The organism is Deinococcus marmoris (genome assembly GCF_001949125.1).
GTDB classification, from domain to species: Bacteria; Deinococcota; Deinococci; order Deinococcales; family Deinococcaceae; genus Deinococcus; species Deinococcus marmoris_A.
On the sequence record NZ_MSTI01000066.1, the window covers coordinates 13,705 to 34,867 of the forward strand.

Genomic DNA, 21,163 nt, shown 5'->3' on the forward strand with positions numbered 1-21,163 from the left:
AACGAAGGTATGTTAGCTTCCATTCATGACCTCCAAGCGGCAGCACAGCGATAAAGCCAGCTCCAGCGACTCCACCGAACAGGCCGCGTCTGCCCAGGACACGGCGAGCCAGCACACCGCTTCCCAGAGCGCCGCGCCGCGTTCTACCCCGACCAGAAACAAGACGGTCCGGAGTTTTGAACATGCGCTGGTGCTGGAAACGGCCCGCGTGACCGAGGGCGCAGCGCTGGCCGCCAGCAAGTTCATGGGCCTGGGCGACAAAAATGCGGTGGACGGCGCGGGCACCGAGGCCATGCGCGAACTGCTGAACTCGCTGGACATCCGGGGCACCGTGGTCATCGGTGAGGGCGAGATGGACGAGGCCCCCATGCTGTACATCGGTGAGCAGGTGGGCAACGGCCAGTACGAGGTAGACATCGCCGTGGACCCGGTGGAGGGCACCGAGGTCACCGCCAAGGGCCTGCCCAACGGTCTGGCAGTGATCGCCATCAGCGAGCGCGGCGGCCTGATGCACGCGCCCGACTGCTACATGGAAAAGCTGATCGTGCCGCCCCCCGCCGCTGGCCGCGTCAATCTGGACTGGCCGGTGGAAGCCAACCTGAACGTGCTGGCCCAGAGTCTGGCCCGCGACGTGGATGACCTGATGATCACTATTCTGGACCGTGAACGCCACGCCGACCTGATCCGGCGGGTGCGGGCCACCGGGGCGCGCGTCAAGCTGATCGGCGACGGCGACGTGATCGCGGGCATCGCGGTGGGTGTGCGCGGCAGCGGCGTTCACGCCCTGATGGGTTCAGGCGGCGCACCCGAGGGCGTGCTGAGTGCGGCGGCCTGCAAATGCCTGGGCGCAGAAATCCAGGGCCGTTTCATTGCCGAGGACGACGCCATGCGTGAGCGCTTCAAGACGATGGGCGTGGACGAGAACCGCATTTACAAAACCGCTGATCTGGCCCCCGGCTCCCAGATGGTCTTTTCTGCCACCGGCATCACCTACGGCGAGATTCTGGATGGGGTACGCCGTTTTGCGGGCGGGGCCAGAACGCACACGCTGGTCATGGGTTACGCCACCCGTGTGGTGCGTTTCATCGACAGCATCCACCTGGAAGACGACAAGGCCCGCGTGACCATCCGGGTCTGAGGCCCACCGCACGGAAGAAGTACAGGAGGTCTGGCCGAACGGCTGGGCCTTTTCCATAGACTGGATATCCCATAGATGAGCCGCCGCCACAGCTTGACCTCAAATAATTTTTAGGCTATCCTAAATATGTGATCAGACCTCCCAGTCGCTCACAACTCCGGCCTGTCCTTGGCGGGCAGCGTAGCCTCCACTGCGCTGCCCGGCGGGTCAATTTTTGTTTCAGCCCCTCTCCCCTGCTACGCCAGTTGAATCAGGCGGGCGTGCTGCTGTTCCCGCGCCTCCACGATCAGATCGGCCAGCGTGGTGCCGCCCAGCACCTCGCGCAAAGCGGCGTCCACCCGGAACCACAGATCCTGCGTGCCACAGACGTTCTGGCTCTCGCAGGTGTGATCGTCCTCGACGCACTGCACCGGGGCGATGCTGCCCTCCAGGGTGGTGACCACCTCGTAGGCGTTGATCTCGGCGGCAGGGCGCGCGAGCTGGTAGCCGCCCCTGGCCCCACGCACGCTCTGCACGAATCCAGCCCGCCGCAACCCCCCGACAATCTGTTCCAGGTAGTGCAGGCTGATGTCCTGGCGAGTTGCCACCTCTTTGAGCGAGATGGGCTGCCCCGGCTGACGGCCAATCTCGATCAAGGCACGGAGGCCATACTGCGCCCGCGTTGATATCCACATAAAACCACCTCCAGGCTATCTCTGGAACCAATCTTGACTTATTTGCTCAGGATAGTCCACTATGCGGCCATGCGAATTGCAACCATCCTGCTGGGCCTCGGCCTGCTGACGTCTGCCAGTGCCGCCGATCTGAGCGGCGTCAAGACCTATCTGAGCGGCAAACTGGACACCCAACTGGCTGGAACGCGGGCGCTGAGCGCGGCGGCGGATCAGTATTACGCGCTGGCGAAGAGTGCGGATTTTAATTACGCGGCACTGGCGAAAAACCCCCAGACCCGCGCTGTACTGCAATCGGCCCGCGCCGGATGGACGAAGGCCAGCCCCGCCTACGAGGACATCGAGGGCATCGTGGCCGGGGTGGAAGCCCTGAGCGAGTTTGATGTGATTCTGGACGCTGGGACAAGTGCGGCGGATGGCGGCGAGGACGTGGTGCCGTTTGACCTCAAACTGCCCAATGGCAAAACCCTGGCGAAGCCTGGCAACCTGTTTGGCGTGGGCGAGGGAACGCTGTGGGGCACGGTCAAGGCGTACAGCAGCGGCGTGGCCTACGACGTGAACGGCAACGGCAAGATGGATTTCGGCGATCAACTCCCCGACGCCAATGTGCTGAAGGCCGCCGCCGCCGAGCTACACCGCCAGAGCGGGGAGCTTCAGAAGGCGGCCAACGCCTGGAACCCCAGCCGCGAGGACGTGTTCGGGGCTTTGGTGGGCAATGTTCCCACGGTTGGCCCGGTCTTTTTTGAAGACTGGAAGTCCAGCCCGTTCGTGATCGGCAGCAAAAGCACCCGCAGGGATTTCGTGGTGATCTCGCGCATGTCCGATCTGGTGGGCAATGTCAGCTCGTGGCGGGCGATGTACCGGGGCCTGAGTCCCGACGTGAAGGCGAAGAACGCCGCGCTGGACACCCAGATTCAGTCGGGCCTCAACGAGCTGGCGCTGTACGTGAACAAACTGGTGGCCCGCGAACAGAGCCGCCGCTACACCCCTGAACAGGCCGAGGGGCTTCAGCGCGAGGCCCAGAACCGCGCCACCGTCATCACCGGGCGCATCACCCAGGCGGCGGCGCTGCTGGGCGTGCGGGTAGAGTGATGCCGGGCCTCAGAATCGCCGCGCTGCTGGCCCTGTCCGCTGGATTTGCCGGGGCCACGGACCTCGCCACCCCCGCCGAGAAGATGCGTTCCTCGCTGGCGGAGGCGGGGCTGGAAGTCTCGTTTGACCGTGCTGAGGCAGCGAGGCTGGTGGCTCAGGCGCAGGGCGCGTATGGGACTGTTGAGGGCGAGTGGAAGAAAGCCGATCCCGCCGCCGCCCGCGAGGTCAGCGCCGCTTTACAGAAAGCCGTCGCCGCCGCAAAAGAGGGGGACGAGATCGCCCTGAACCGCGCCGGGGCCAATGCCTGGACCGCCCTGCTGCGAGGCGCATACACCGGACTTGAAAGCAGTGTCCAGACGGGCAGCGCCGACAGCGCCCGCGACTGGCTGGCCGCCCGCGAATTCCGCGTCGCCAGCCCGCTGACCCGCCTGAACGCCGACGCCACCGGGGCGATTGAAGCGCTGGCCGCCGGAACCCTGAAGCCGGACGCGGCCCTGAAAGCCGTGCGCTCGGACGTGCTGGACGGCTATCAGGCGCGCATGAACGATGCGCTGCGCGAACTGGAGTCCTCGCAGGCGCGGGGCTTTCGCACGCTGGCTGCCGGGCAGGCCGCGCTGGCGCAGGGGTATTTCCAGTTGCTGCGCCCTGCCTACGTGGCCCAGAACGGGAACGCCGCCGCCGCGAAGCTGGACGGCGAGTTTGCCGCGCTGCCTCAAACGCTCGGCACCGCGCAAGCCATCAGCACCGCGCAAGCCATCAGCACCGTGCAGGCCAGCCTCTCCGGCTTCCGCGCCGCCCCCCTGAGCGAGCGGGAGGTGACGGCACGCGCCGCGCAGGTCACGCGCTTTCTGTCGCTGGTGCCGGTGGAATACGCGCGCGGCGTCAAGTTGAATGGGGGCCGCGCCGTGGTCACGCAGGAGGTGGAGGTCAACGAGGCCCGCACCTTCCTGGGCGGGGCCGTGTCCGCGCTGGCCGACATCGCGCCGCTGCTGTCCGATCAGGACGCGGCCCGCAGCCTGAGTGCTGATTTCGCCGCCCTGAACGCCAGCCTTTCCGCGCAGGTTATGAAAGCCCAGCCGAAACCTCCAAACGAAGTAGAAGCGAAGGTCAGCACATTGCTGGGCAACGTCAAATCCGCCTTCCCCGCCGACTGGCAGAAGGCCGACGCGGGCGCGGACCTGGATGTGGTTCGCACCCAACTGGACGCCGTGGTGGCCGCTGCCGGGGCCGGGGAATGGGCCGCCGCCGAAACGGCTCGGCTGGATGCCTACGCCCTGCTGGAAAGCGGCACCGAGGCGCGCATCGCGGTCTTCAACCCGGAACTGAAAGCGCATCTGGAAAACCTGATGTGGAACGGCACGGCCCCGGCAGGGCTGGCCGCGCTGATCAGGAAGCAGGCTCCAGCAGGCGAGTTCAGGGCCACCCGCACCGAGTTGCAGGTCACCCTCAAGGACATCGCTAAGATTCTGGGAACCGAGGTGGCCCCCGCCGCCGTCGCCACCAACGCCGGAATCATCGTCTTCCGCGAGGGGCTGGAAGCGGTGCTGATCCTGGCGGCGCTGATGGGCAGCCTGCGCCGCGACTCGGTGCGCCACCTGCGCCGCCCGATGTGGCTGGGTGCCGCCGCCGCCTTCGGGGCCACCGCCGTGACGTGGTTCGTGATGCAGGGCGCGCTGTCTCTGCTGGGACGCTACGGCGAGAAGCTGGAAGCGGTGGTCAGCGTCGTCGCCATCGGCGTGCTGCTGCTGATCATGAACTGGTTTTTCCATCAGGTGTACTGGACGGACCGCATGGCCTCGTTCCAGAAGCACAAGCACGAGCTGACGCACGGCAGCGGGGCCGAAGGCGGCGTCATGCGCGCCCAGTGGTGGGGACTGGCCGTGCTGGGCTTCACCAGCATCTACCGCGAGGGCTTTGAAACCACCCTGTTTCTGCAATCGCTGGTGCTTCAGGCGGGCGCGGCCTCGGTGCTGGGCGGCACGGCGGTGGGGCTGGCCCTGGTCATCGGCGTGGGCATGGCGGTCTTTAAGTGGCAGGCCAAACTGCCCATGAAAAAACTGCTGATCTGGACCGGGGGCCTGATCGCGGTGGTGCTGGCCGTGATGGTGGGCAACACGGTCCACACCATGCAACTGGTGGGCTGGCTGCCCGTTCACCCGCTGCCGTTTGAGTTGCCCGCCAACCTGGGCCTGTGGCTGGGCCTGCACGCCACCTGGGAAGGTGTGTTGCTGCAAATCGGCTCGGTGGCCGCAGTCATCGGTTCCTTCTTTGCCGCCGAGGCCCTCAAGACGCGCGAACTGCGACAGCGTCAGCGCGGAGCCGCCGTTCATAGTTAGGCAGAGACTCTTTCAGAAAAGGCCAGGAGAAGTTGATCTTCCTGGCTTTTCCTCTTCTTCATCTGGCCGTCATCAAGAAAGAGGGCAGCGACTCTTAAACCTCCCACCAACGCCTTTTTCCTCTCTCTTGCCATATCCGACTAAACCACTCTGTTTGATCTCTCTGGTCTGTTTACATGACGCAGCAGCACACTGAAGAAACACGGTCTGCCTCTTAAAGTATGGGCATGAATGAAAACACCTCCGCCAGCACCACCGTCAGCCGTTGCGACGCCACCTCCTGCCGCTTCAACAGCGATCAGAACTGCACCGCCGGGCAGATCGAGATCAGCATGAGCGCAGGCTCGGCCCAGTGCCTGACCTTCAGCCCCAGCACCGACGCCCAGGGCAATCAGCCCAGCGCCCAGCAGTAAACCCCCGTCCAAAACCAACCCAGCCGAGGCTCCCTGTGTGGGAGCTTCTGCTTTTGCCCCTCCATCCCTTTTCAACCACGCTTATCTGTGCTTTAATCCTGACCAGAGGACTCGGAATTATGCCCAGACTTACTCCATTTCCCGCCCCCACCGCCCTTCCCGATCTGCACGGCACGGCCACACTGGCTGCCGCCGAGGCGGTGCTGGCGCAGTTGTCAGGCCGCGCGCCGCTACGGATTGACTCGGTTTCGGTAACGGATGGCCCGCTGGTGCGCTACGCCCTGGCCCCCGATATAGAGGCCATGCGCGCCAACCGGGGACTGATGGAAGACGTGGTGATGGCCGCACTAGCCGCACCTGTGGCCGCCGGGATGCTGGACCTCCCGCAAGTCGCCGGGGGCCGCGACGCCCACGCCCTGCTGGACGCCGCCCTGACCGAGCCAGAGGAGCGCGAGGTGCTGGACGCTTACCTGCTGGTGTTGACCGCCCGCACCCGCGCTCAACTGCGCCGCGCCTGGGCCGAGATTGGCGTGGTGGCGGCGGGCCTGCGCGAACACGGTACGCTGGACGCGCAGGATGTCCAGCATCGCATGGCCTGCGCCCAGGGCATCCGGGGCACTTTGCTGAACTGAGGTGAAAACAGGAGAAGACGTTGCAGCTTGACCCGGCTGCAACGTCTTCTCCCTGCTGAAATCAATCAGGCGTTATAGGTACTGCTGGACGTGCTGCCGCCGCGCCCGGTCCAGTTGGTGTGGAAGAACTCGCCGCGCGGTTTGTCTACCCGTTCGTAGGTGTGCGCGCCGAAGTAGTCGCGCTGGGCCTGCAAGATGTTGGCGCTGAGGCGAGGGTTACGGTAGCCGTCGTAGTACGCCAGAGAGCTGGAAAAGGCCGGAGTCCAGACCCCACGCAACGCCGCCGCCGCCACCACCTGCCGCCACGCGGTCTGGGAAGTGCCGATGGCCTCGGTGAAATAGGCGTTCAGCAGCAGATTGGGCAATTCGCTACTGCCGTCGAAGGCCGCCTTGATCTTGTCCAGAAAGGCCGCGCGGATGATGCAGCCGCCGCGCCACATCTGGGCAATGCTGCCAAAATCCAGCTTCCAGCCGTACTCCGCCGCCGCCAGTTCCATCATCTGAAAGCCCTGGGCATACGAGCAGATCTTGGAGGCGTACAGCGCCTGCCGGACCTGTTCGACGAAGGCATCGCGGTCTGGTTTTTCGCCGATATCTTCGGGACCTCGCAAAACCTTGCTGGCTTCCACGCGCTGATCTTTCAGCGAGCTGAGAATGCGGGCAAATACAGCTTCGGCAATGGTGTTGGCGGGCGCGCCCACGTCCAGCGCCGTCACGGAGGTCCACTTGCCCGTTCCTTTTTGCCCAGCGGTGTCCAGGATCACGTCCACCATCGGCTGGCCCGTGTCGTCATCGGTCTTCTTCAGAATCTCGGCGGTGATCTCGATCAGGTAGCTGTCCAGCTCGCCCTTATTCCAGTCCTCCAGAATCGCGCCGATTTCGGGGGCGGACAGGCCCAGCACACCGCTCAGGAGGCTGTACGCCTCGGCGATCATCTGCATGTCGGCGTACTCGATGCCGTTGTGAACCATCTTGACGAAATGGCCTGCACCACCGTCCCCCACCCAGTCGCAACATGGCTGACCGTCCACCTGCGCGGCGATCTTCTGGAAGATGGGCTTGAGGGCGGACCAGGCCGCCGCGTTCCCGCCCGGCATGATGCTGGGGCCGTGCAGCGCGCCTTCCTCGCCGCCGGAGACGCCTGCACCGACAAACAGAATATTTTTCTCAGCCAGCGCCTTCTCGCGCCGCACGGTGTCGGGGAAGTGGGTGTTGCCACCGTCGATGATGATGTCGCCCTCGTCCAGTAGGGGCAAGAGCATGTCGATAAAGGCGTCCACGGCTGGCCCGGCCTTGACCATCAGCATGACCTTGCGCGGCGACTTGAGCAGGCTGACGAAGGTAGGCAGGTCGTCCGCGCCCAAGATGCTCAGCCCCTTTGCACGCCCGGTCACGAAGTCGTCCACCTTGCTGGTGGTGCGGTTAAAGGCCGCCACGGTAAAACCCTTGGAGGCCATGTTCAGGATCAGGTTCTCGCCCATCACGGCCAGCCCGATCACGCCGATGTCGGCGCTGGCCTCGGCGGCGGGCGACACGATCAGTTGCTGCGTCGCCACCGCCTCCGAGCGCACAGCCTGGGCCTGCTTCTCGGCGTCAGAGGGGATCAGGGCAGCAGGCTTGGAATCACTTTCGGTCATGGAAACTCCTTCGGAACAGAAATTAAAACGGGAAGAGGGCGGGAACTGATTCAGCGGTCAGGATAAGCGCAAATGCAAGAACGCAACCGGACAAATGCAGACGAAAAGGGGAGGCAAAGCTGCGCGAGCCTGCCTCCCCACTGAGAATGACGTGCGTTTAGCCTTCCATCGAGGCCAGACCGCTGCGCTTCTCGCCGCCTTCCTCGCCCTTGGGTCCACCCTGTCCCTCGCCCTTGCGGGGCAGGCGTAGGTTGGGCATCGGCAGCACCGAGAGCAGCGCCAGCAGCGCCACAAAAATGCTGATCAGGTAGATGCGGCTGATGGTGTTGGCAAAGGCCACCTTGACCGCCCGGCCTGACAGGTCAAAGACCTTCTTGGCGCTGGTAATGGCCTCCGTCTGGGCAGTGTCCAGTTGCGACTTGATCTGGGCCAGCACGCCCGCCTTGCCCTGCTCGGACTGCAATGCTGCCGGAGGGATGTTGGCCAGACCGCTGCGGAGACCTGCGGGCAGGCTCTGGTCCTGGGTCAGCACGCTCAGGTTACCGCCCTGCACCGCTGTTTCCACGCTGCCGAAGGTCTTGGCGAATCCGGCAGTGATCTGAGACTGAACGCTGTCGAAGGTGGGGGCCGTGCCGCCTCCGCGCGAACCGCCCGCATCGGCAGCCTGCTTGGCGGTGGCCTCGAGCTGCGCCACCACGGCGGGGGGCTGTCCGGCCTCGGCGGCGCGGAACTGCTCCGGCACCTGGGTGGCCAGGGTGCTGGTCAGCACCGCGCCGAACACTGCGGTGCCAATGGTGCTGCCCATCTGCTGGAAGAACTGCCCGGCGCTGGTTGCCACGCCGATTTCCCAGCGCTGCACGGCGTTCTGAATCGCCAGGTTAAACAGCGGCAGTGCGGGACCGATGCCCAGACCCAGAATGACCATGTACACGATGACCGTGCTGTAGGCGGTATCGGCATTCAGGGTGGACAGCAGGTAGAAGCCGCCGATCATGAAGGCCAGACCGATCAGGATCAGGTTCTTGTAGTAGCCCAGGCGCGAGGCCAGTTGCCCGCTGAGAACCGAACCGACGATGAGTCCCATCGTCAGCGGAATGGTGGCCGTGCCCGCCTTGGTGGCGCTGACGCCCTGCACGTTGACCAGATACAGGCTCAGGAACAGGATCGCGCCCAGGAACGCCGCGCCCACGAAGAAACGAGCCAGCACGCCCCAGGCGAAAGTGGGGTTCTTGAACAGGCTCAGCGGCAGAATCGGGCTTTCATGGCGCGACTCGACGAACAGGAAAGCGATCAGCGAGACGATAGCGCCCGCGAACAGCGCCAGCACCGTGGGGCTGGTCCAGCCGTAGTCGACCTCTGCACCCAGGGTCAGCGCCAGCAGCAACGGCACCGAGAACGTGATGACCAGCACCGCGCCGACATAGTCGATCTTGGGCTTCAGGCCACTGGCCAGAATCGGCATCTTGCTGAAGATAAAGGCCAGCGCGATCAATCCGATGGGCAGGTTGACGTAAAAGACCCAGCGCCATGAGATGTTGTCGGTCAGGAAACCGCCCAGCAGCGGCCCGATCACGCTGCTCAGGCCGAAGACGGCTCCGAACAGACCCTGATACTTGCCGCGCTCGGCGGGCGCGAAGATATCGGCGATGATGGCAAACGCCACCGAGGTCAGTGCTGCCGCGCCCAGACCCTGCAATCCACGGAACACGATCAGTTGCATCATGCCGCCGCCGAACAGGTTGCCGAACCACGGCTCCCCGGCCATGCCGCACAGCGCCGAGCCGATCAGGAAGACCACGATGCCGAACATCAGAATGGGTTTGCGTCCGTAGATGTCCGAGAGCTTGCCGTAAATGGGAACCATCGCCGTGCTGGCCAGCAGGTAGGCGGTGGTCACCCAGGCGTACAGGTTGATGCCGTTCAGATCGGCCACGATACGCGGCAGCGACGTGGCCACGATGGTCTGGTCCAGCGCGGCCAGGAACAGGCCCAGCAGCGTGCCGATCAGAATCAGGATCTTGGTTTCCTGTGGTAGGACCTCGGCGTAATTGATGCGGTCTTCGGGGCGGGGGCCGCCTGCTGGTGGTGAGGCTTGGGTCATAGTCGTTCCTTGGGAATGTGGGCGGTGGGGGAAGGCGGAGTGCCGGGCTGCCGGGCTTCGGTCAACAGGGCATTGATGGCGTCCGAGGCGTTATCGAGCGTTTCAGGACGAACGTGCTGGAACAGTTCGCTGTACGCGCCGATCATGCTTTTTTCCTTGACGCTCAGGAACTGCTGGCCCTTCTCGCTCAGGGCCAGCAGCTTCTCGCGGCGGTCCTGCGGGTTCTCGCGGCGTTCCATCAGGGCGCGGCGCACCAGCTCCTGGATCAGTTGACTGGTGGCGGGCAGGCTGACCCCCAACATCTCGGCCAGCGCGGTCACGCTGATGGGCGCAAAAGCCCGAACCTTATACAGCGCCGTCATCTGGGTAAAACTCACGTCCTCGTCCTGTAATTCGCTTTGCAGGCTGCCCATCATCCGGTCTGAAACCAGCCTATGGAGCTGGCGCATACACCCGGTCAGGCGCTCGGCGGGGTTGTCACTCACGGCAGGCGGACGGGACAAGAGATCTGGCGGGTCAAGACTGCTCAAGGGTTCACCAACATGCTTAAGATGATGAAACCATTTTGAATTTTGAATTGTTGCTTTCCCCACATGATTAAGAGCATGGAGCTAAGCAGTCTGGCCTAGGGCAGGTAGGAACGGGGCAAGTGGAAACATTAGCATGAACTCCGCGCCGCCCTGTGGAGGGTTGCAGGCCGCGCGCCCCGGTGGGTGCATGGGCGATGGCCAGCCCGAGGCTTCTCCATTCCTTTAATGTTGAACCATCTGAGAAACTGGTGTAAGCTCGGAACATGACAAACCCAAGCGGAACAGAATCCAAAGCAGTCAAACTGGCGATCATCTACTACAGCACCTACGGCACCAACCACGCGATGGCCAACGAGGCCGCCGAGGCTGCCCGCGCCGCCGGGGCCGAGGTCCGCGTGCTGAAGGTTCAGGAAACCGCCCCACAGGCCGTCATCGACACCCAGGACGCCTGGAAGGCCCAGCAGGAACGCAGCGCCGACGTGGCAGTCGCCACCCCCGACGATCTTGAATGGGCCAACGCCATCCTGATCAGCTCGCCCACCCGCTTCGGCGGCGCGGCCAGCCAGATCCGTGCGTTTATCGACACGCTGGGCGGACTGTGGGGCACCGGCAAGCTGGCCGACAAGACCTTCAGCGCCATGACCAGCGCCCAGAACCCCAACGGCGGCCAGGAAACCACCTTGCAGACGCTGTACATCACGGCCATGCATTGGGGCGCGATTCTGGTCCCGCCCGGCTACACCGATCCGGTGATCTTCGCTTCCGGCGGCAACCCCTACGGCAGCAGCGTGACCGCCACGGGCGAGGGCCTGAGCGACGCCGACAATGCCAGCATCCGTCATCAGGCCAAGCGATTGGTAGACGTCACGGCGAAGTTGCAATAATACGGACTCCGATTGAAAGGTGTTAGAAACACCTGGAAATCCGAACGGAGTGAGTAGGAGAAAAACGGGTTCTGGGCGTGGAGTGCAGAAATCGGTGCTGTCCCGATTTCTGCGCGAAACATACGGAACCCGTATAAGGCCCTGGGAAAGCGGTGGGGCATGACGGAAGCGCTAGCCTGAACGTCATGCAACCCGGTTCCCCACGCGGAATGGGGCAGTGGGCAGGGTGAGAGAGCGGAGTTTCTCGTCCCAGTTGCGCGCCGCCCATCTGGCCCTGACCTTTCTGACCATCCTGCCGCTGCCGCACATTAAAGAAGTGCGGGACGGCGACTTTGCGCGGGCCAGCGCCTATTACCCACTGGCGGGGTACGCGGTGGGCGGGCTGGTGTCGCTGCTGCTGTGGCTGGGTCTGCCCCTGCCCGGCGGCGTGGTGGCCGCGCTGGCGGTGGGCGCGTGGCTGGCGATCACCGGCATGCTGCACTTCGACGGTCTGGTGGACAGCGCCGACGCCCTGTTCGCGGTCAAGACCCCGGCCCAGCGGCTGGACATCCTGCGTGACCTGCATGTGGGGGCCTTCGGGCTGGCGGTGGGTGTGCTGGCCCTGCTGACGCTTTGGAGCCTGCTGGCATCAGCGATTCCGTGGTACGCGCCGCTGGTGGCCGCCGTCTCCGCACGCACGTTGCTGCTGCTGCCCATGAATCTGTATCCGGCGGCCCGCCCCGAATCGCTGGGCGCACGCTCGCGCGAGGGGCGCTGGGGCGTGGCGCTGCTGCTGGCCGCGCCCACGCTGCTGCTGCCGGGGGCGTGGATCGCATGGCTGGCGGCGCTGGCGGCCTGTCTGCTGGTGGCGTCCTTCAGCGCGCGGCGGCTGGGCGGCGGCCTCAGCGGGGATATTTACGGCATGATCGTGGTCACGGCGGAACTGGCCGCGCTGTGTGCGTTTGCCTGGGGCCGAGGGTGACCCTCACGCTGCATCTGGTCCGCCACGCAGCCACCGCGCCGAACGCCCAGCGCCGCTATCCGCACGCAAACGAGGACGCGCCGCTCTCGCCGGAAGGCCGTGCGGTGGCTGCCGGGTTGAGGTTGCCGCTGCACGCCACCCCCCATGCTTCCCCCACTCTGCGAACCAGAGAAACGGCACAACTGGCCGGATTTCCCCATTGCATCGCCGCCCCCGCACTTGCCGAGGCGGCGTTTGGCGTGATGGCCGGGCAGACCTGGGCCGAACTGGAGGCGCAGTTTGGCGAGGAACCGCGCGGCTGGATAGACGCGCTGGGTGATCCCGAAAGCGAGACCAGCCCGCCAGGAGGCGAAACGGGCCGCGCCTTTCATGCCCGCATTCAGAACTGGCTGGCCCAACTCCCGCAAGACGGCGACGTGATCGCCTTCACCCACGCCGGGCCGCTGCTGGCCGCGCTGCGCCTGTGCGTGGGCCTGCGCGCCGCCGAGATCGCGCCGGGTGGTGTGGCCGTTCTCAAGCGGGCGGAAGGGCACTGGTGGCTGCGGGAATTGCGGCAGGCACGGGCCAACTGAAGGCATAACAACCCCACCTCTCCACCGTCCCGCTCTGCTAACCTGCGCGCACCTGAGGAAGGGGAAGTCCGGTGAGATTCCGGCGCTGTCGCGCAACGGTAATGCAGAGGTTCTCTGTCAGCCCGAATGCCTCTCGGGAACGTTGATCTGAATGCAGATCAGCACCTCTCGCCGTCAGAGGGCCGCATTCTGAGTGCCGAATTTCCCGTGGCCTGCCCACGCGCGCTTCCGCTCTGGCCCCCGGCTGGAGCGGGCTTTTTCTTTGCTGCGTCGCCCGCTTCCGCTGCCGCATTCACGCCAGCCGGAGTTTCACATGCGCCAATTCTCTGTTCAATCTGTTTTTGCCCTGTCCACCCTTGCCCTGCTGTCCAGCGCCGCCGCCACCACCTACCCCCTCACCGTCACCGACGATCTGGGACGCAAGGTCACGCTGAACAGCGAGCCGAAGCGGATTATTGCCATGCTGCCCAGTCACACCGAGACCCTGATCGCCATCGGCGCGGGCGACAAGCTGGTTGCCATTGATGAATACAGCAACTATCCGAAAGCCATCACCGACAAACTGCAAAAAGTGGGCAGCGCCTACAAGCCCGATCTGGAAGCGATTGTGGCCCTTAAGCCCGATCTAGTGCTGGCCGACGAATCCTCCGGCTCTCGCCTGACTGAGAAACTGGCCCAGGCGGGTCTGACGGTCTACGGCGGCACCGGGCAGACCTACAACGAGATCTTTGAAAAGATCGCCGTGCTGGGCAAGCTGACCAACCATGAAACGGGCGCACTGAACCTGATCACCAGCATGCGGACCGAGCTGAACACCCTTCAGGCCAGCGTGGCGAAGCTGCCCAAAGTCAGCACCTATTACGAGATTGACCCCTCGCCGTACAGCGTCGGCCCCAATTCGTTTATCGGAGCGTTGATCAGCCGGGCGGGTGGGCAGACCATCGTGCCCGCCGCGCTGGGCGACTTTCCCAAGCTGGACCCCGAACTGATCGTCAGGGCCAATCCGCAGGTGATGGTGGGGCTGACCCTGGCGGATGCGGCCAAGCGTCCCGGCTGGGCTGGGTTGAAGGCTGTTCAGAGCGGCAAGATCTTCAAACCCACCCCTGAAGAACGTGATGCCCTGTCACGCCCTGGCCCGCGCCTGCCCGCCGCCCTGCGCGCATTGATCCGCTTCATCCACCCCGAGGCGCTGAAATGACCGACGACGCCACCGCCGCCCGCCGCGAGGCCGCCATGCGCGAATTGCAGGCAGACCGCGACAATTACAAGAAAACCGAGGGGATTACCAAGGGACGGCGCGGCCTGCTGATCGTCAACACGGGCAAGGGCAAGGGCAAGACCACCGCCGCACTGGGCCTGATGATGCGGGCGCATGGGCGCGGGCTGACCACCCGGATGTTCCAGTTTCTGAAACACGAGAACGCCAAATTCGGCGAACACCGCACGATGGACGCGCTGGGCCTGCCCTACGAGGGCCTGGGCGACGGCTTTACGTGGCGTTCGCGCGATCTGGACAACTCGGCGGAGATGGCCGCACACGGCTGGGCACTGGCGCGGGCCGCGATTGAGACGGGCGAGTATGACCTGATCGTACTGGACGAGTTCACCTATCCCCTCAAGTTCGGCTGGGTGCCCTGGCCGGAGGTGGAGGCGGTCCTCAAGGCCCGCGATCCGAAGATGCATGTGGTCATCACCGGACGCGACGCCCTGCCCGAACTGGTGGAACTGGCCGACACCGTGAGCGAGATCAATCCCGTCAAGCACGCCTACGCGGCGGGCATCGGGGCGCAAACCGGGATTGAGTATTGAGGCACGGGTCATTCACCATTCGGGCGTTGGACTGGACTAAGCTTGGTCCATGTCTGAAGTCGTCAATATCCATGCTGCAAAGACCCAGCTTTCGCGTCTGGTGGAGCGCGCCCACTTGGGCGAGGAAATTATTCTTGCCAAGGCGGGTAAGCCTTACGCGCGGCTGGTGCCACTGGCCCCGGCCCGCAAGCGTGAGTTTGGTTTTCTGGCCGGGACGGTGGAACTCAGCAACGAGGAAAACTACGAGCTACTCCGTCCACTCAGTGAGGAAGAATTGGCGGACTGGGAGTGAGGCTACTGCTGGATACGCACATTCTGGTGTGGCTGTTGGTAGGCGATCCGAAGCTCCCAGCTTCTTTGGCGGCGCAATTGCGCTCACCCGAACACACCCTCTGTCTGAGCGCCGTAGTTGCCTGGGAACTGAGCATCAAGTTTCACATGGGCAAGCTCCCCAGCGCTGCCCCCCTCCTGGCCGACTTTCCCGCCGTCGCCGCCCGGCTGGGGGCCGACGTGCTGGACATCTCGCCCGCGCATGCCATCCGCGCGGGGGCGCTAGAGTGGACGCACCGCGATCCCTTCGACCGGATGCTGGTGGCGCAGGCATTGGAAGAGGGGTTGCGGCTGGTCACGCTGGATGGCCACATTACCGGGTTTGCCCAGGCTCCGATTCTGCGTTAATCGCGGCTGAAGCGTGAGCAGCAGGCAAAAATCCATGCTGCTGGCCCTCGCCCTTGATCTGCTGGGCGAGCCACCCGCGCCGTTTCATCCGGTGATCTGGATGGGGAATTATCTAAAAGCGGTGCGGAAACGGTGGCGGGCCGAGACGCCCTCCAAGCAACTGCGCGAGGGCGCTGGATGGTGGGCGCTGGGAGCAGGAGCTTCGGCGGCAGTCGGGGAGTTGGCACAGCGTCTGCCGGGCGGTTGGATCACGCAGGGCATCCTCCTGAAGCCGTTGCTGGCGCGACGGGCGCTGTTCGCGGCAGTAAGTGAGGTTCACACGGCCCTGGTTGCGGATGATCTACCCGAAGCGCGGCGGCTGCTGGCATGGCATCTGGTCAGCCGGGAGACATCCGAATTGACGGCATCAGAGGTGGCTGGCGCAGCCATTGAAAGTCTGGCGGAAAACCTGTCGGACAGCGTGGTTGCGCCGCTGCTGTGCTTCCGCGTGGGCGGGCTGCCGCTGGCCGCGCTGTACCGCTATGCCAACACCGCCGACGCGATGTGGGGCTACCGCACCCCAGCGCTGGAATATGCAGGGAAAGTGGCTGCCCACGCCGACGACGCGCTGAATCTGGCCCCGGCCCGCCTGACCGCGCTGTGTACTCTGCTGGCCTCGGGCGGACGCGGGTTGAGTGTGTGGGAGCGTGACCGCCGCAACACGGCCAGCCCCAATGCCGGACATCCCATGAGCGCTTTCGCTGGAGCTTTAGGCGTCCGGCTGGACAAGCGCGGCGTGTACGTTTTGAACGCCAGTGGCCGCGTGCCGGAGGCGGCAGACCTGCCCCGCGCTCTGACGCTGGCCCGCCGCACCTTCGCGCTGGCAACCCTGTTCTTGCTGCTGCCCTGGAAACAACATGCTTGAATTGCCGCACCTCATTCCCCGCGTCCCTCACGGTGGACCCACTTCCGAAGCCTTCGCGGGGCTGGATTTCAGCGTGAATGCCAATCCTTACGGCCCCAATCCGGCGCTGCTGCGGGCACTGCGGGAAGCCGATCACGCCCATTATCCAGACCCCACTTACCGCGCGGTGCGGGAACGACTGGCCGCGTGGCACGGCGTTTCTCCGTCCGAAGTGGCTCTGGCGGTGGGCGCGTCGGATCTGCTCCACCGCATCGCCCGCGCCTACTTACCGTCCGGCGGCACGCTGCTCAGCGTTCACGCTCCTTTTGGTGAGCTGGGCCGCGCCGCCGCATTACAGAGGGCCAAAGTGTGCGTCACCACGCCCGAAGCTGTTCTGGACGAAATTCAGTCTGATGTGTCGCTGGTCTATATCGGCCACCCGCACAACCCCACAGGCCACCGACATTCCGAACAGGAGTTGAAAGCCCTCGCCGCCGCCTGTCAGTCTGTCGGTGCCTTGCTGATTGTGGACGAGGCGTATGCGCCGTTTCTTCCCACAACCGGTATCCCGCACAATGCGTCCCTGATCCGTCTGCTCTCACCCGGCAAGGCGCATGGGCTGGTGGGCGCACGTCCTGCCTACGCCCTGGCCGCGCCGGAGATCGTGGCGCGGCTGGACAACCTCGCACCCGCGTGGCACGTTCCGGCGGGAACAGCGGCGGTGCTGGCCGCATTGCCGGAGGCTGGGGATTTTCTGGATCAGACCCTCCCGCGCGTGCGACAGGACGCCGGGGCGCTGGCAGCCGCCCTGCGCTCCCTCGGCCCGGTGGAGCATCACGGCACGCCGTATCTGACGCTGGAAATGGGGAATGCGGCAGAAGTAACGGCGAAAGTATTGAAACTCGGCATCAAGGTCCGCGATTGCGCCAGCTACGGCCTGCCTGAGCGCATTCGCGTCTCCACCCGCAGGCCGCAGGAGAATGCGCGGCTCATCCAAGCGCTCAAAGCTGTTCTGGAGGACATTCATGGGTAAAGCCATCATGATTCAGGGCTGCACCAGCAGCGCGGGCAAAAGTTACCTGACGGCGGCGCTGTGCCGCATCCTGGCCAACGAGGGCGTGCGCGTGGCCCCCTTCAAGGCCCAGAACATGAGCAACAACGCGGGCGTGACCCCGGCGGGGCTGGAAATGGGCCGTGCCCAACTGGTGCAGGCCCAGGCCGCGCGGGTGATCCCCGACGTGCGGATGAATCCCGTGCTGCTCAAGCCGGAGGCCGACACCCGCTCGCAGGTGGTGCTGCTGGGCCGCGCCAGTGCCGAACTGACCGCACTGGGCTGGCGCGAGCGCAAACCGCACCTCTGGCCGCATGTCAGGGCGGCCCTGCACAGCCTGCTGGACCAGTACGACGTGGTGGTCATTGAGGGCGCTGGCAGCCCCGCCGAGGTCAACCTGCGCGAATCGGACATCGTGAATATGCGTGTGGCGCGGGAAGCACAGGCCGCCGTGCTGCTGGCCGCCGACATTGACCGGGGCGGGGCCTTCGCGCACCTGCTGGGCACGTGGCATTGCCTGACGCCGGAGGAACGCGCGCTGATGAAGGGCTTCATCCTCAACCGCTTCCGGGGGGACGCGCGGTTACTGTCACCCGCGCCCGAATGGCTGGAGGAACAGACCGGGGTGCCGACGGTGGGCGTGGTTCCCATGCTGGACATCCCTTTGCCGGAAGAGGATGGCTTCTGGACCGAGCCACAGCCCGTGAATGATGATGGTTTCGTCGCCATCGCCCGCCTGCCGCGCGTGTCCAATCTGGACGAGTTCGCGCCGCTGGGACCGCTGGCCCGCTGGGTCACCACGCCTGCGGAAATGGAAGGTGCGCAGGCCATCATCCTTCCCGGCAGCAAAAGCACCGCCGCCGACCTGAACTGGCTGCGGGCCTCCGGGCTGGCGGCGGCGGTCACGCGGGCCGCCCACGCGGGCGTTCCCGTGCTGGGCATCTGCGGCGGCCTGCAAATGCTAGGACAGACCCTGAGTGACCCACATGGGGTAGAGGGCGGTGGGACCGTTCCGGGCCTGGGCCTGCTGGACCTCGTCACCACCCTCGCCGCCGACAAGACCACCCGCCTGACCACCCTCACCGACGCCGAAACTGGCCTGAGCCTGAGCGGTTACGAGATTCACCACGGGCAGACACGCTCAGGCTCAGGCGTTCAGGAACTCGCGCCGGAACTGCTGTGGCGTTCGGGCAACGTGCGCGGCACCTACCTGCACGGCCTGCTGGAAAATCCAGCTTATCTGGAACGCTTCCTGGGCTGGGCGGGCCTGGCCACACCCGCTGGGCTGGACAGTCTAGACGCCCGTCTGGACGCCATCGCCACCCGCGTCCGTGCCAGTCTGGACTGGAATTTTATAGAGGGGCTGCTGTGATCCTGTACGTGACCGGCGGCGCACGCAGCGGCAAGAGCAGCTTTGCCGAGGCCCGCGCTGCCGCATCCGGCGGGGCCGTGACCTACCTCGCCACCGCGCAGGCATTTGACGCCGAGATGACCACGCGCATCGGGCGGCATCGCGCGGACCGTCCGGCACATTGGACGACGGTGGAAGAACCGCTGGACGTGCCGCGAGCCTTGCGGGACGCCCCCACCCCCACCGTTCTGCTGGACTGCCTGAGCCTGTGGGTCAGCAACATGCTGCTTCTGGACTGGACCGATGAGGCCATGCTGGAAGCGGCGGATGAACTTCTAAACACTGCCCGCGCCCGCCCTGGCCTGACCGTGCTGGTCTCCAACGAGGTGGGCCTGGGCATCGTGCCGGACAACGCCCTGGCCCGCCATTACCGCGACGTGCTGGGCTGGGTCAACCAGCGCTGCGCCGCCGCCAGTGATGAGGCAATCTTCCTCGTGAGCGGCCTTCCGCTACAACTCAAACCCTCCAAGGAGTTCCATGAATCCTGAATTAATAGCTCTGATCGGGTCCATCCAGCCCGCCGATGCCGCCGCCAGAAAGCGCGCCCGTGCGCGTCAGGCCCAACTGACCAAACCCGCCGGGGCGCTGGGCGATCTGGAGGAACTGGGGGCGCGGCTGGCCGGCGTCTTCGGCAGCGAGAAGCCCCATCCGCGCGGTGTGGCGGTGCTGGTGGCTGCCGGGGACCACGGCGTGGCCGCTGGCGGCGTCAGTGCCTACCCGCCCGAAGTCACGCCCGCGATGGTGGCGAACTTCCTGGCCGACACGCCCGCCGGACCCGGTGGGGCCGCCGTCAACGCCATCGCCCGCACGGTGGGCGCGCGGGTCTACGTGATGGACGCCGGGGTGAACGCCGAATTGCCGGACCATCCGGCCCTTGTCCGTGCATCGCTGCGGCGTGGCACCCGCGATCTGCGCCTGGAAGCGGCCATGACCATGCAGGAAACGGAGAGCCTGATCCTGGCCGGAGCCGCGCTGGCAAAGCAGGCCATCGAAAACGGCGCGGACCTGATCGTTCCCGGCGAGATGGGCATCGGCAACACCACACCCGCCGCCGCGTTAACCGCCCGGCTGCTAGACGTGGACGCAGCCCAGGTGACTGGACGGGGTACGGGTGTGGACGACGTGACGCTGGCCCGCAAACTGGAGGCCGTTCGGAAGGCACTGGCCCGCACTGACGCTGTTGACCCCCTGACCGTGCTGGCCGAGTTCGGCGGCTACGAGATCGCCGCCATGCTGGGCATGATGCTTCAGGCGGCTGCGCTGCGCCGCGCGGTGGTGCTGGACGGCTTTGTGGAAGGCAGCGCCGCAATGGTGGGCGTGGCTCTGGCCCCGGCTCTGCGCGACTTTCTGTTCCCGGCGGGCGAGTGCGCGGAGATCGGCCACGCGGCGCAACTCTCGGCCCTGGGGTTAAAGCCGATGTTCAAACTGGGCCTGCGGCTGGGCGAGGGCACGGGGGGCGTGCTGGCCGCGCCGCTGCTGCTCTCGGCGGCGGCCACCCTGCGCGAGATGCGGACGTTTGAGGAAGCGGGTGTGCCGGGCGGGGACTGACGGCGCAGCGTTGGCCCGGCTCTCATTCGATTCGCGCCACTTTCGTTAACCTGCGGGCAGCGGGCGCGACTCTCTCTGCTTCCCCGCCGCCTGGAGGAACCGCCGATGATCACCGTCATGAACCGCATTGCCGTCCACCCCGAATACGCCGATCAGTTTGAAGCCCGCTTTATGGACCGCGCCCGGCTGGTAGACGAGATGCCCGGTTTCGTCAGCAATCAGGTGCTGCGCCCGGTCAATCCCGGCGATCCCTACGTGGTTCTGACCCTCTGGGAAAGCCGCGTGGCCTTCGAGGCGTGGACCAGTTCCGACGCCTTCATGCAGGGCCACGCCCGCAGCGGCTCGCTGCCCAAGGAGGCGTTCAGCGGCCCCAACAAGCTGGAGATTCACGAGGTCCTTCAGGATTCCAGCCGCCCCGAGTTGGTGGCTGAACCGCGCGGGAAAGCGTTCGGAATGCACTGACCTTGAGCATGCAAACGAAAAACCCGCACCAGGCGGGTCTTTTTTGTGGGCGGCAGAGAACTTTAAACCTACAACCTCTCGCGTGCGAAGTCCCAAAAATGCCCTCCAAGTCACGCAAACTGCCCTCGAACTCGCGTTTTCGAGTGATCGGTCATTTCTGAGTCTCTACAGGTCACCCCCATATGCACGCACTTGATTGGGAGCGGCGGCTGTCAGTGGCTGTCAACCCAGATCCGGGACGTTCGGAAACTGCCCGTGCGATTTGCTTTCCATGCGTCCAGCAGTAATAAAACTGAGAGCTTTGACCCACTACTCTCCAGGCGCAGTGAGTTGGCTTTCTGTCGCTCCACTCTT

22 protein-coding genes are annotated in these 21,163 nt (G+C 65.2%); 18 read left to right on the forward strand and 4 right to left on the reverse strand.

Annotated elements, in window-relative coordinates; translation table 11 throughout:
* Nucleotides 1–25: 25 nt before the first annotated feature.
* Nucleotides 26–1,138 carry a class II fructose-bisphosphatase gene (glpX, locus tag BOO71_RS09385; RefSeq protein ID WP_254843102.1) on the forward strand — a complete coding sequence of 371 codons (1,113 nt, stop codon included), beginning with the start codon at nt 26–28 and terminating at the stop codon, nt 1,136–1,138.
* Nucleotides 1,139–1,374: 236 nt separating this feature from the next.
* Here glpX and BOO71_RS09390 read toward each other — a convergent pair whose 3' ends face one another.
* Nucleotides 1,375–1,812: an RrF2 family transcriptional regulator gene (locus tag BOO71_RS09390; RefSeq protein ID WP_075831675.1), complete on the reverse strand. Its 438-nt coding sequence runs from the start codon at nt 1,810–1,812 to the stop codon at nt 1,375–1,377.
* A 69-nt stretch (nt 1,813–1,881) separates the two neighbouring features.
* Between BOO71_RS09390 and BOO71_RS09395 the strand changes: the two genes are divergently transcribed.
* The 4 genes from BOO71_RS09395 (at nt 1,882) to BOO71_RS09410 (ending at nt 6,282) form a co-directional block, all read left to right on the forward strand.
* Complete coding sequence (locus BOO71_RS09395; protein ID WP_075831676.1) at nt 1,882–2,901, forward strand: EfeM/EfeO family lipoprotein; 1,020 nt, start codon at nt 1,882–1,884, stop codon at nt 2,899–2,901.
* On the forward strand, nt 2,901–5,237 hold the full coding sequence (locus tag BOO71_RS09400) for an FTR1 family iron permease (protein WP_254843103.1): 2,337 nt from the start codon (nt 2,901–2,903) through the stop codon (nt 5,235–5,237). Before BOO71_RS09395 ends, BOO71_RS09400 begins: the two co-directional genes overlap by 1 nt.
* Nucleotides 5,238–5,464: 227 nt before the next feature.
* Nucleotides 5,465–5,650, forward strand: coding sequence for a DUF1540 domain-containing protein (locus BOO71_RS09405; protein WP_075831878.1), 186 nt, complete (start codon nt 5,465–5,467; stop codon nt 5,648–5,650).
* 119 nt (nt 5,651–5,769) lie between these two features.
* Nucleotides 5,770–6,282 carry a hypothetical protein gene (locus BOO71_RS09410; protein ID WP_075831677.1) on the forward strand — a complete coding sequence of 171 codons (513 nt, stop codon included), beginning with the start codon at nt 5,770–5,772 and terminating at the stop codon, nt 6,280–6,282.
* A 65-nt stretch (nt 6,283–6,347) separates the two neighbouring features.
* On the opposite strand, the gene gnd is transcribed toward BOO71_RS09410, so the two are convergent.
* The 3 genes from gnd to BOO71_RS09425 form a co-directional block, all read right to left on the reverse strand.
* Nucleotides 6,348–7,919, reverse strand: a complete 1,572-nt coding sequence (gene gnd, locus BOO71_RS09415) for a decarboxylating NADP(+)-dependent phosphogluconate dehydrogenase (protein ID WP_083653307.1) — start codon at nt 7,917–7,919, stop codon at nt 6,348–6,350.
* Nucleotides 7,920–8,076: 157 nt separating this feature from the next.
* On the reverse strand, nt 8,077–10,020 hold the full coding sequence (locus tag BOO71_RS09420; protein WP_075831678.1) for an MDR family MFS transporter: 1,944 nt from the start codon (nt 10,018–10,020) through the stop codon (nt 8,077–8,079).
* Nucleotides 10,017–10,505: a MarR family winged helix-turn-helix transcriptional regulator gene (locus BOO71_RS09425; protein WP_139322859.1), complete on the reverse strand. Its 489-nt coding sequence runs from the start codon at nt 10,503–10,505 to the stop codon at nt 10,017–10,019. The genes BOO71_RS09420 and BOO71_RS09425 overlap by 4 nt, the downstream gene beginning before the upstream one ends.
* 308 nt (nt 10,506–10,813) lie before the next feature.
* Here BOO71_RS09425 and wrbA point away from each other — a divergent pair, with 308 nt between their 5' ends.
* The 13 genes from wrbA to BOO71_RS09490 all read left to right on the forward strand — a co-directional run bounded on the left by wrbA (nt 10,814) and on the right by BOO71_RS09490 (nt 20,809).
* The gene (gene wrbA / locus BOO71_RS09430; protein WP_075831680.1) at nt 10,814–11,434 is read left to right on the forward strand and encodes an NAD(P)H:quinone oxidoreductase; all 621 of its coding nucleotides are present in this window, start codon (nt 10,814–10,816) and stop codon (nt 11,432–11,434) included.
* A gap of 253 nt (nt 11,435–11,687) precedes the next feature.
* Nucleotides 11,688–12,395 carry an adenosylcobinamide-GDP ribazoletransferase gene (locus BOO71_RS09435; protein ID WP_254843104.1) on the forward strand — a complete coding sequence of 236 codons (708 nt, stop codon included), beginning with the start codon at nt 11,688–11,690 and terminating at the stop codon, nt 12,393–12,395.
* Nucleotides 12,392–12,967: a histidine phosphatase family protein gene (locus tag BOO71_RS09440; RefSeq protein WP_075831681.1), complete on the forward strand. Its 576-nt coding sequence runs from the start codon at nt 12,392–12,394 to the stop codon at nt 12,965–12,967. Before BOO71_RS09435 ends, BOO71_RS09440 begins: the two co-directional genes overlap by 4 nt.
* A 313-nt stretch (nt 12,968–13,280) precedes the next feature.
* Complete coding sequence (locus tag BOO71_RS09445; protein WP_075831682.1) at nt 13,281–14,165, forward strand: ABC transporter substrate-binding protein; 885 nt, start codon at nt 13,281–13,283, stop codon at nt 14,163–14,165.
* The gene (gene cobO, locus BOO71_RS09450; protein ID WP_075831683.1) at nt 14,162–14,776 is read left to right on the forward strand and encodes a cob(I)yrinic acid a,c-diamide adenosyltransferase; all 615 of its coding nucleotides are present in this window, start codon (nt 14,162–14,164) and stop codon (nt 14,774–14,776) included. Before BOO71_RS09445 ends, cobO begins: the two co-directional genes overlap by 4 nt.
* A 49-nt stretch (nt 14,777–14,825) precedes the next feature.
* A complete protein-coding gene (locus tag BOO71_RS09455; protein ID WP_075831684.1) occupies nt 14,826–15,068 on the forward strand; it encodes a type II toxin-antitoxin system Phd/YefM family antitoxin in 243 nt (80 codons plus the stop codon).
* Nucleotides 15,065–15,454 carry a type II toxin-antitoxin system VapC family toxin gene (locus tag BOO71_RS09460; RefSeq protein WP_175607417.1) on the forward strand — a complete coding sequence of 130 codons (390 nt, stop codon included), beginning with the start codon at nt 15,065–15,067 and terminating at the stop codon, nt 15,452–15,454. Before BOO71_RS09455 ends, BOO71_RS09460 begins: the two co-directional genes overlap by 4 nt.
* A gap of 34 nt (nt 15,455–15,488) precedes the next feature.
* On the forward strand, nt 15,489–16,358 hold the full coding sequence (cbiB, locus tag BOO71_RS09465) for an adenosylcobinamide-phosphate synthase CbiB (RefSeq protein WP_075831686.1): 870 nt from the start codon (nt 15,489–15,491) through the stop codon (nt 16,356–16,358).
* Nucleotides 16,351–17,370 carry a pyridoxal phosphate-dependent aminotransferase gene (locus BOO71_RS09470; RefSeq protein WP_075831687.1) on the forward strand — a complete coding sequence of 340 codons (1,020 nt, stop codon included), beginning with the start codon at nt 16,351–16,353 and terminating at the stop codon, nt 17,368–17,370. Before cbiB ends, BOO71_RS09470 begins: the two co-directional genes overlap by 8 nt.
* Nucleotides 17,363–18,760, forward strand: coding sequence for a cobyric acid synthase (locus BOO71_RS09475; protein ID WP_075831688.1), 1,398 nt, complete (start codon nt 17,363–17,365; stop codon nt 18,758–18,760). The genes BOO71_RS09470 and BOO71_RS09475 overlap by 8 nt, the downstream gene beginning before the upstream one ends.
* A complete protein-coding gene (cobU, locus tag BOO71_RS09480) occupies nt 18,757–19,287 on the forward strand; it encodes a bifunctional adenosylcobinamide kinase/adenosylcobinamide-phosphate guanylyltransferase (RefSeq protein ID WP_075831689.1) in 531 nt (176 codons plus the stop codon). The genes BOO71_RS09475 and cobU overlap by 4 nt, the downstream gene beginning before the upstream one ends.
* Nucleotides 19,277–20,347: a nicotinate-nucleotide--dimethylbenzimidazole phosphoribosyltransferase gene (cobT, locus tag BOO71_RS09485; protein WP_075831690.1), complete on the forward strand. Its 1,071-nt coding sequence runs from the start codon at nt 19,277–19,279 to the stop codon at nt 20,345–20,347. The genes cobU and cobT overlap by 11 nt, the downstream gene beginning before the upstream one ends.
* A gap of 105 nt (nt 20,348–20,452) precedes the next feature.
* Nucleotides 20,453–20,809 carry an antibiotic biosynthesis monooxygenase family protein gene (locus BOO71_RS09490; protein ID WP_075831691.1) on the forward strand — a complete coding sequence of 119 codons (357 nt, stop codon included), beginning with the start codon at nt 20,453–20,455 and terminating at the stop codon, nt 20,807–20,809.
* The last annotated feature ends 354 nt before the right edge of the window (nt 20,810–21,163 follow it).

What these genes read in the sequence shown, in the direction of transcription:
- wrbA (WP_075831680.1), top strand. Translation starts at nt 10,814, where the DNA reads ATGACAAACCCAAGCGGAACAGAATCCAAAGCAGTCAAACTGGCGATC.
- cbiB (WP_075831686.1), top strand. Translation starts at nt 15,489, where the DNA reads ATGCTGCTGGCCCTCGCCCTTGATCTGCTGGGCGAGCCACCCGCGCCG.
- BOO71_RS09410 (WP_075831677.1), top strand. Translation starts at nt 5,770, where the DNA reads ATGCCCAGACTTACTCCATTTCCCGCCCCCACCGCCCTTCCCGATCTG.
- BOO71_RS09475 (WP_075831688.1), top strand. Translation starts at nt 17,363, where the DNA reads ATGGGTAAAGCCATCATGATTCAGGGCTGCACCAGCAGCGCGGGCAAA.
- BOO71_RS09445 (WP_075831682.1), top strand. Translation starts at nt 13,281, where the DNA reads ATGCGCCAATTCTCTGTTCAATCTGTTTTTGCCCTGTCCACCCTTGCC.
- BOO71_RS09400 (WP_254843103.1), top strand. Translation starts at nt 2,901, where the DNA reads ATGCCGGGCCTCAGAATCGCCGCGCTGCTGGCCCTGTCCGCTGGATTT.
- BOO71_RS09390 (WP_075831675.1), bottom strand. Translation starts at nt 1,812, where the DNA reads ATGTGGATATCAACGCGGGCGCAGTATGGCCTCCGTGCCTTGATCGAG.
- BOO71_RS09455 (WP_075831684.1), top strand. Translation starts at nt 14,826, where the DNA reads ATGTCTGAAGTCGTCAATATCCATGCTGCAAAGACCCAGCTTTCGCGT.
- gnd (WP_083653307.1), bottom strand. Translation starts at nt 7,919, where the DNA reads ATGACCGAAAGTGATTCCAAGCCTGCTGCCCTGATCCCCTCTGACGCC.
- BOO71_RS09490 (WP_075831691.1), top strand. Translation starts at nt 20,453, where the DNA reads ATGATCACCGTCATGAACCGCATTGCCGTCCACCCCGAATACGCCGAT.
- BOO71_RS09395 (WP_075831676.1), top strand. Translation starts at nt 1,882, where the DNA reads ATGCGAATTGCAACCATCCTGCTGGGCCTCGGCCTGCTGACGTCTGCC.
- cobT (WP_075831690.1), top strand. Translation starts at nt 19,277, where the DNA reads ATGAATCCTGAATTAATAGCTCTGATCGGGTCCATCCAGCCCGCCGAT.
- BOO71_RS09470 (WP_075831687.1), top strand. Translation starts at nt 16,351, where the DNA reads ATGCTTGAATTGCCGCACCTCATTCCCCGCGTCCCTCACGGTGGACCC.
- BOO71_RS09420 (WP_075831678.1), bottom strand. Translation starts at nt 10,020, where the DNA reads ATGACCCAAGCCTCACCACCAGCAGGCGGCCCCCGCCCCGAAGACCGC.
- glpX (WP_254843102.1), top strand. Translation starts at nt 26, where the DNA reads ATGACCTCCAAGCGGCAGCACAGCGATAAAGCCAGCTCCAGCGACTCC.
- BOO71_RS09405 (WP_075831878.1), top strand. Translation starts at nt 5,465, where the DNA reads ATGAATGAAAACACCTCCGCCAGCACCACCGTCAGCCGTTGCGACGCC.
- cobO (WP_075831683.1), top strand. Translation starts at nt 14,162, where the DNA reads ATGACCGACGACGCCACCGCCGCCCGCCGCGAGGCCGCCATGCGCGAA.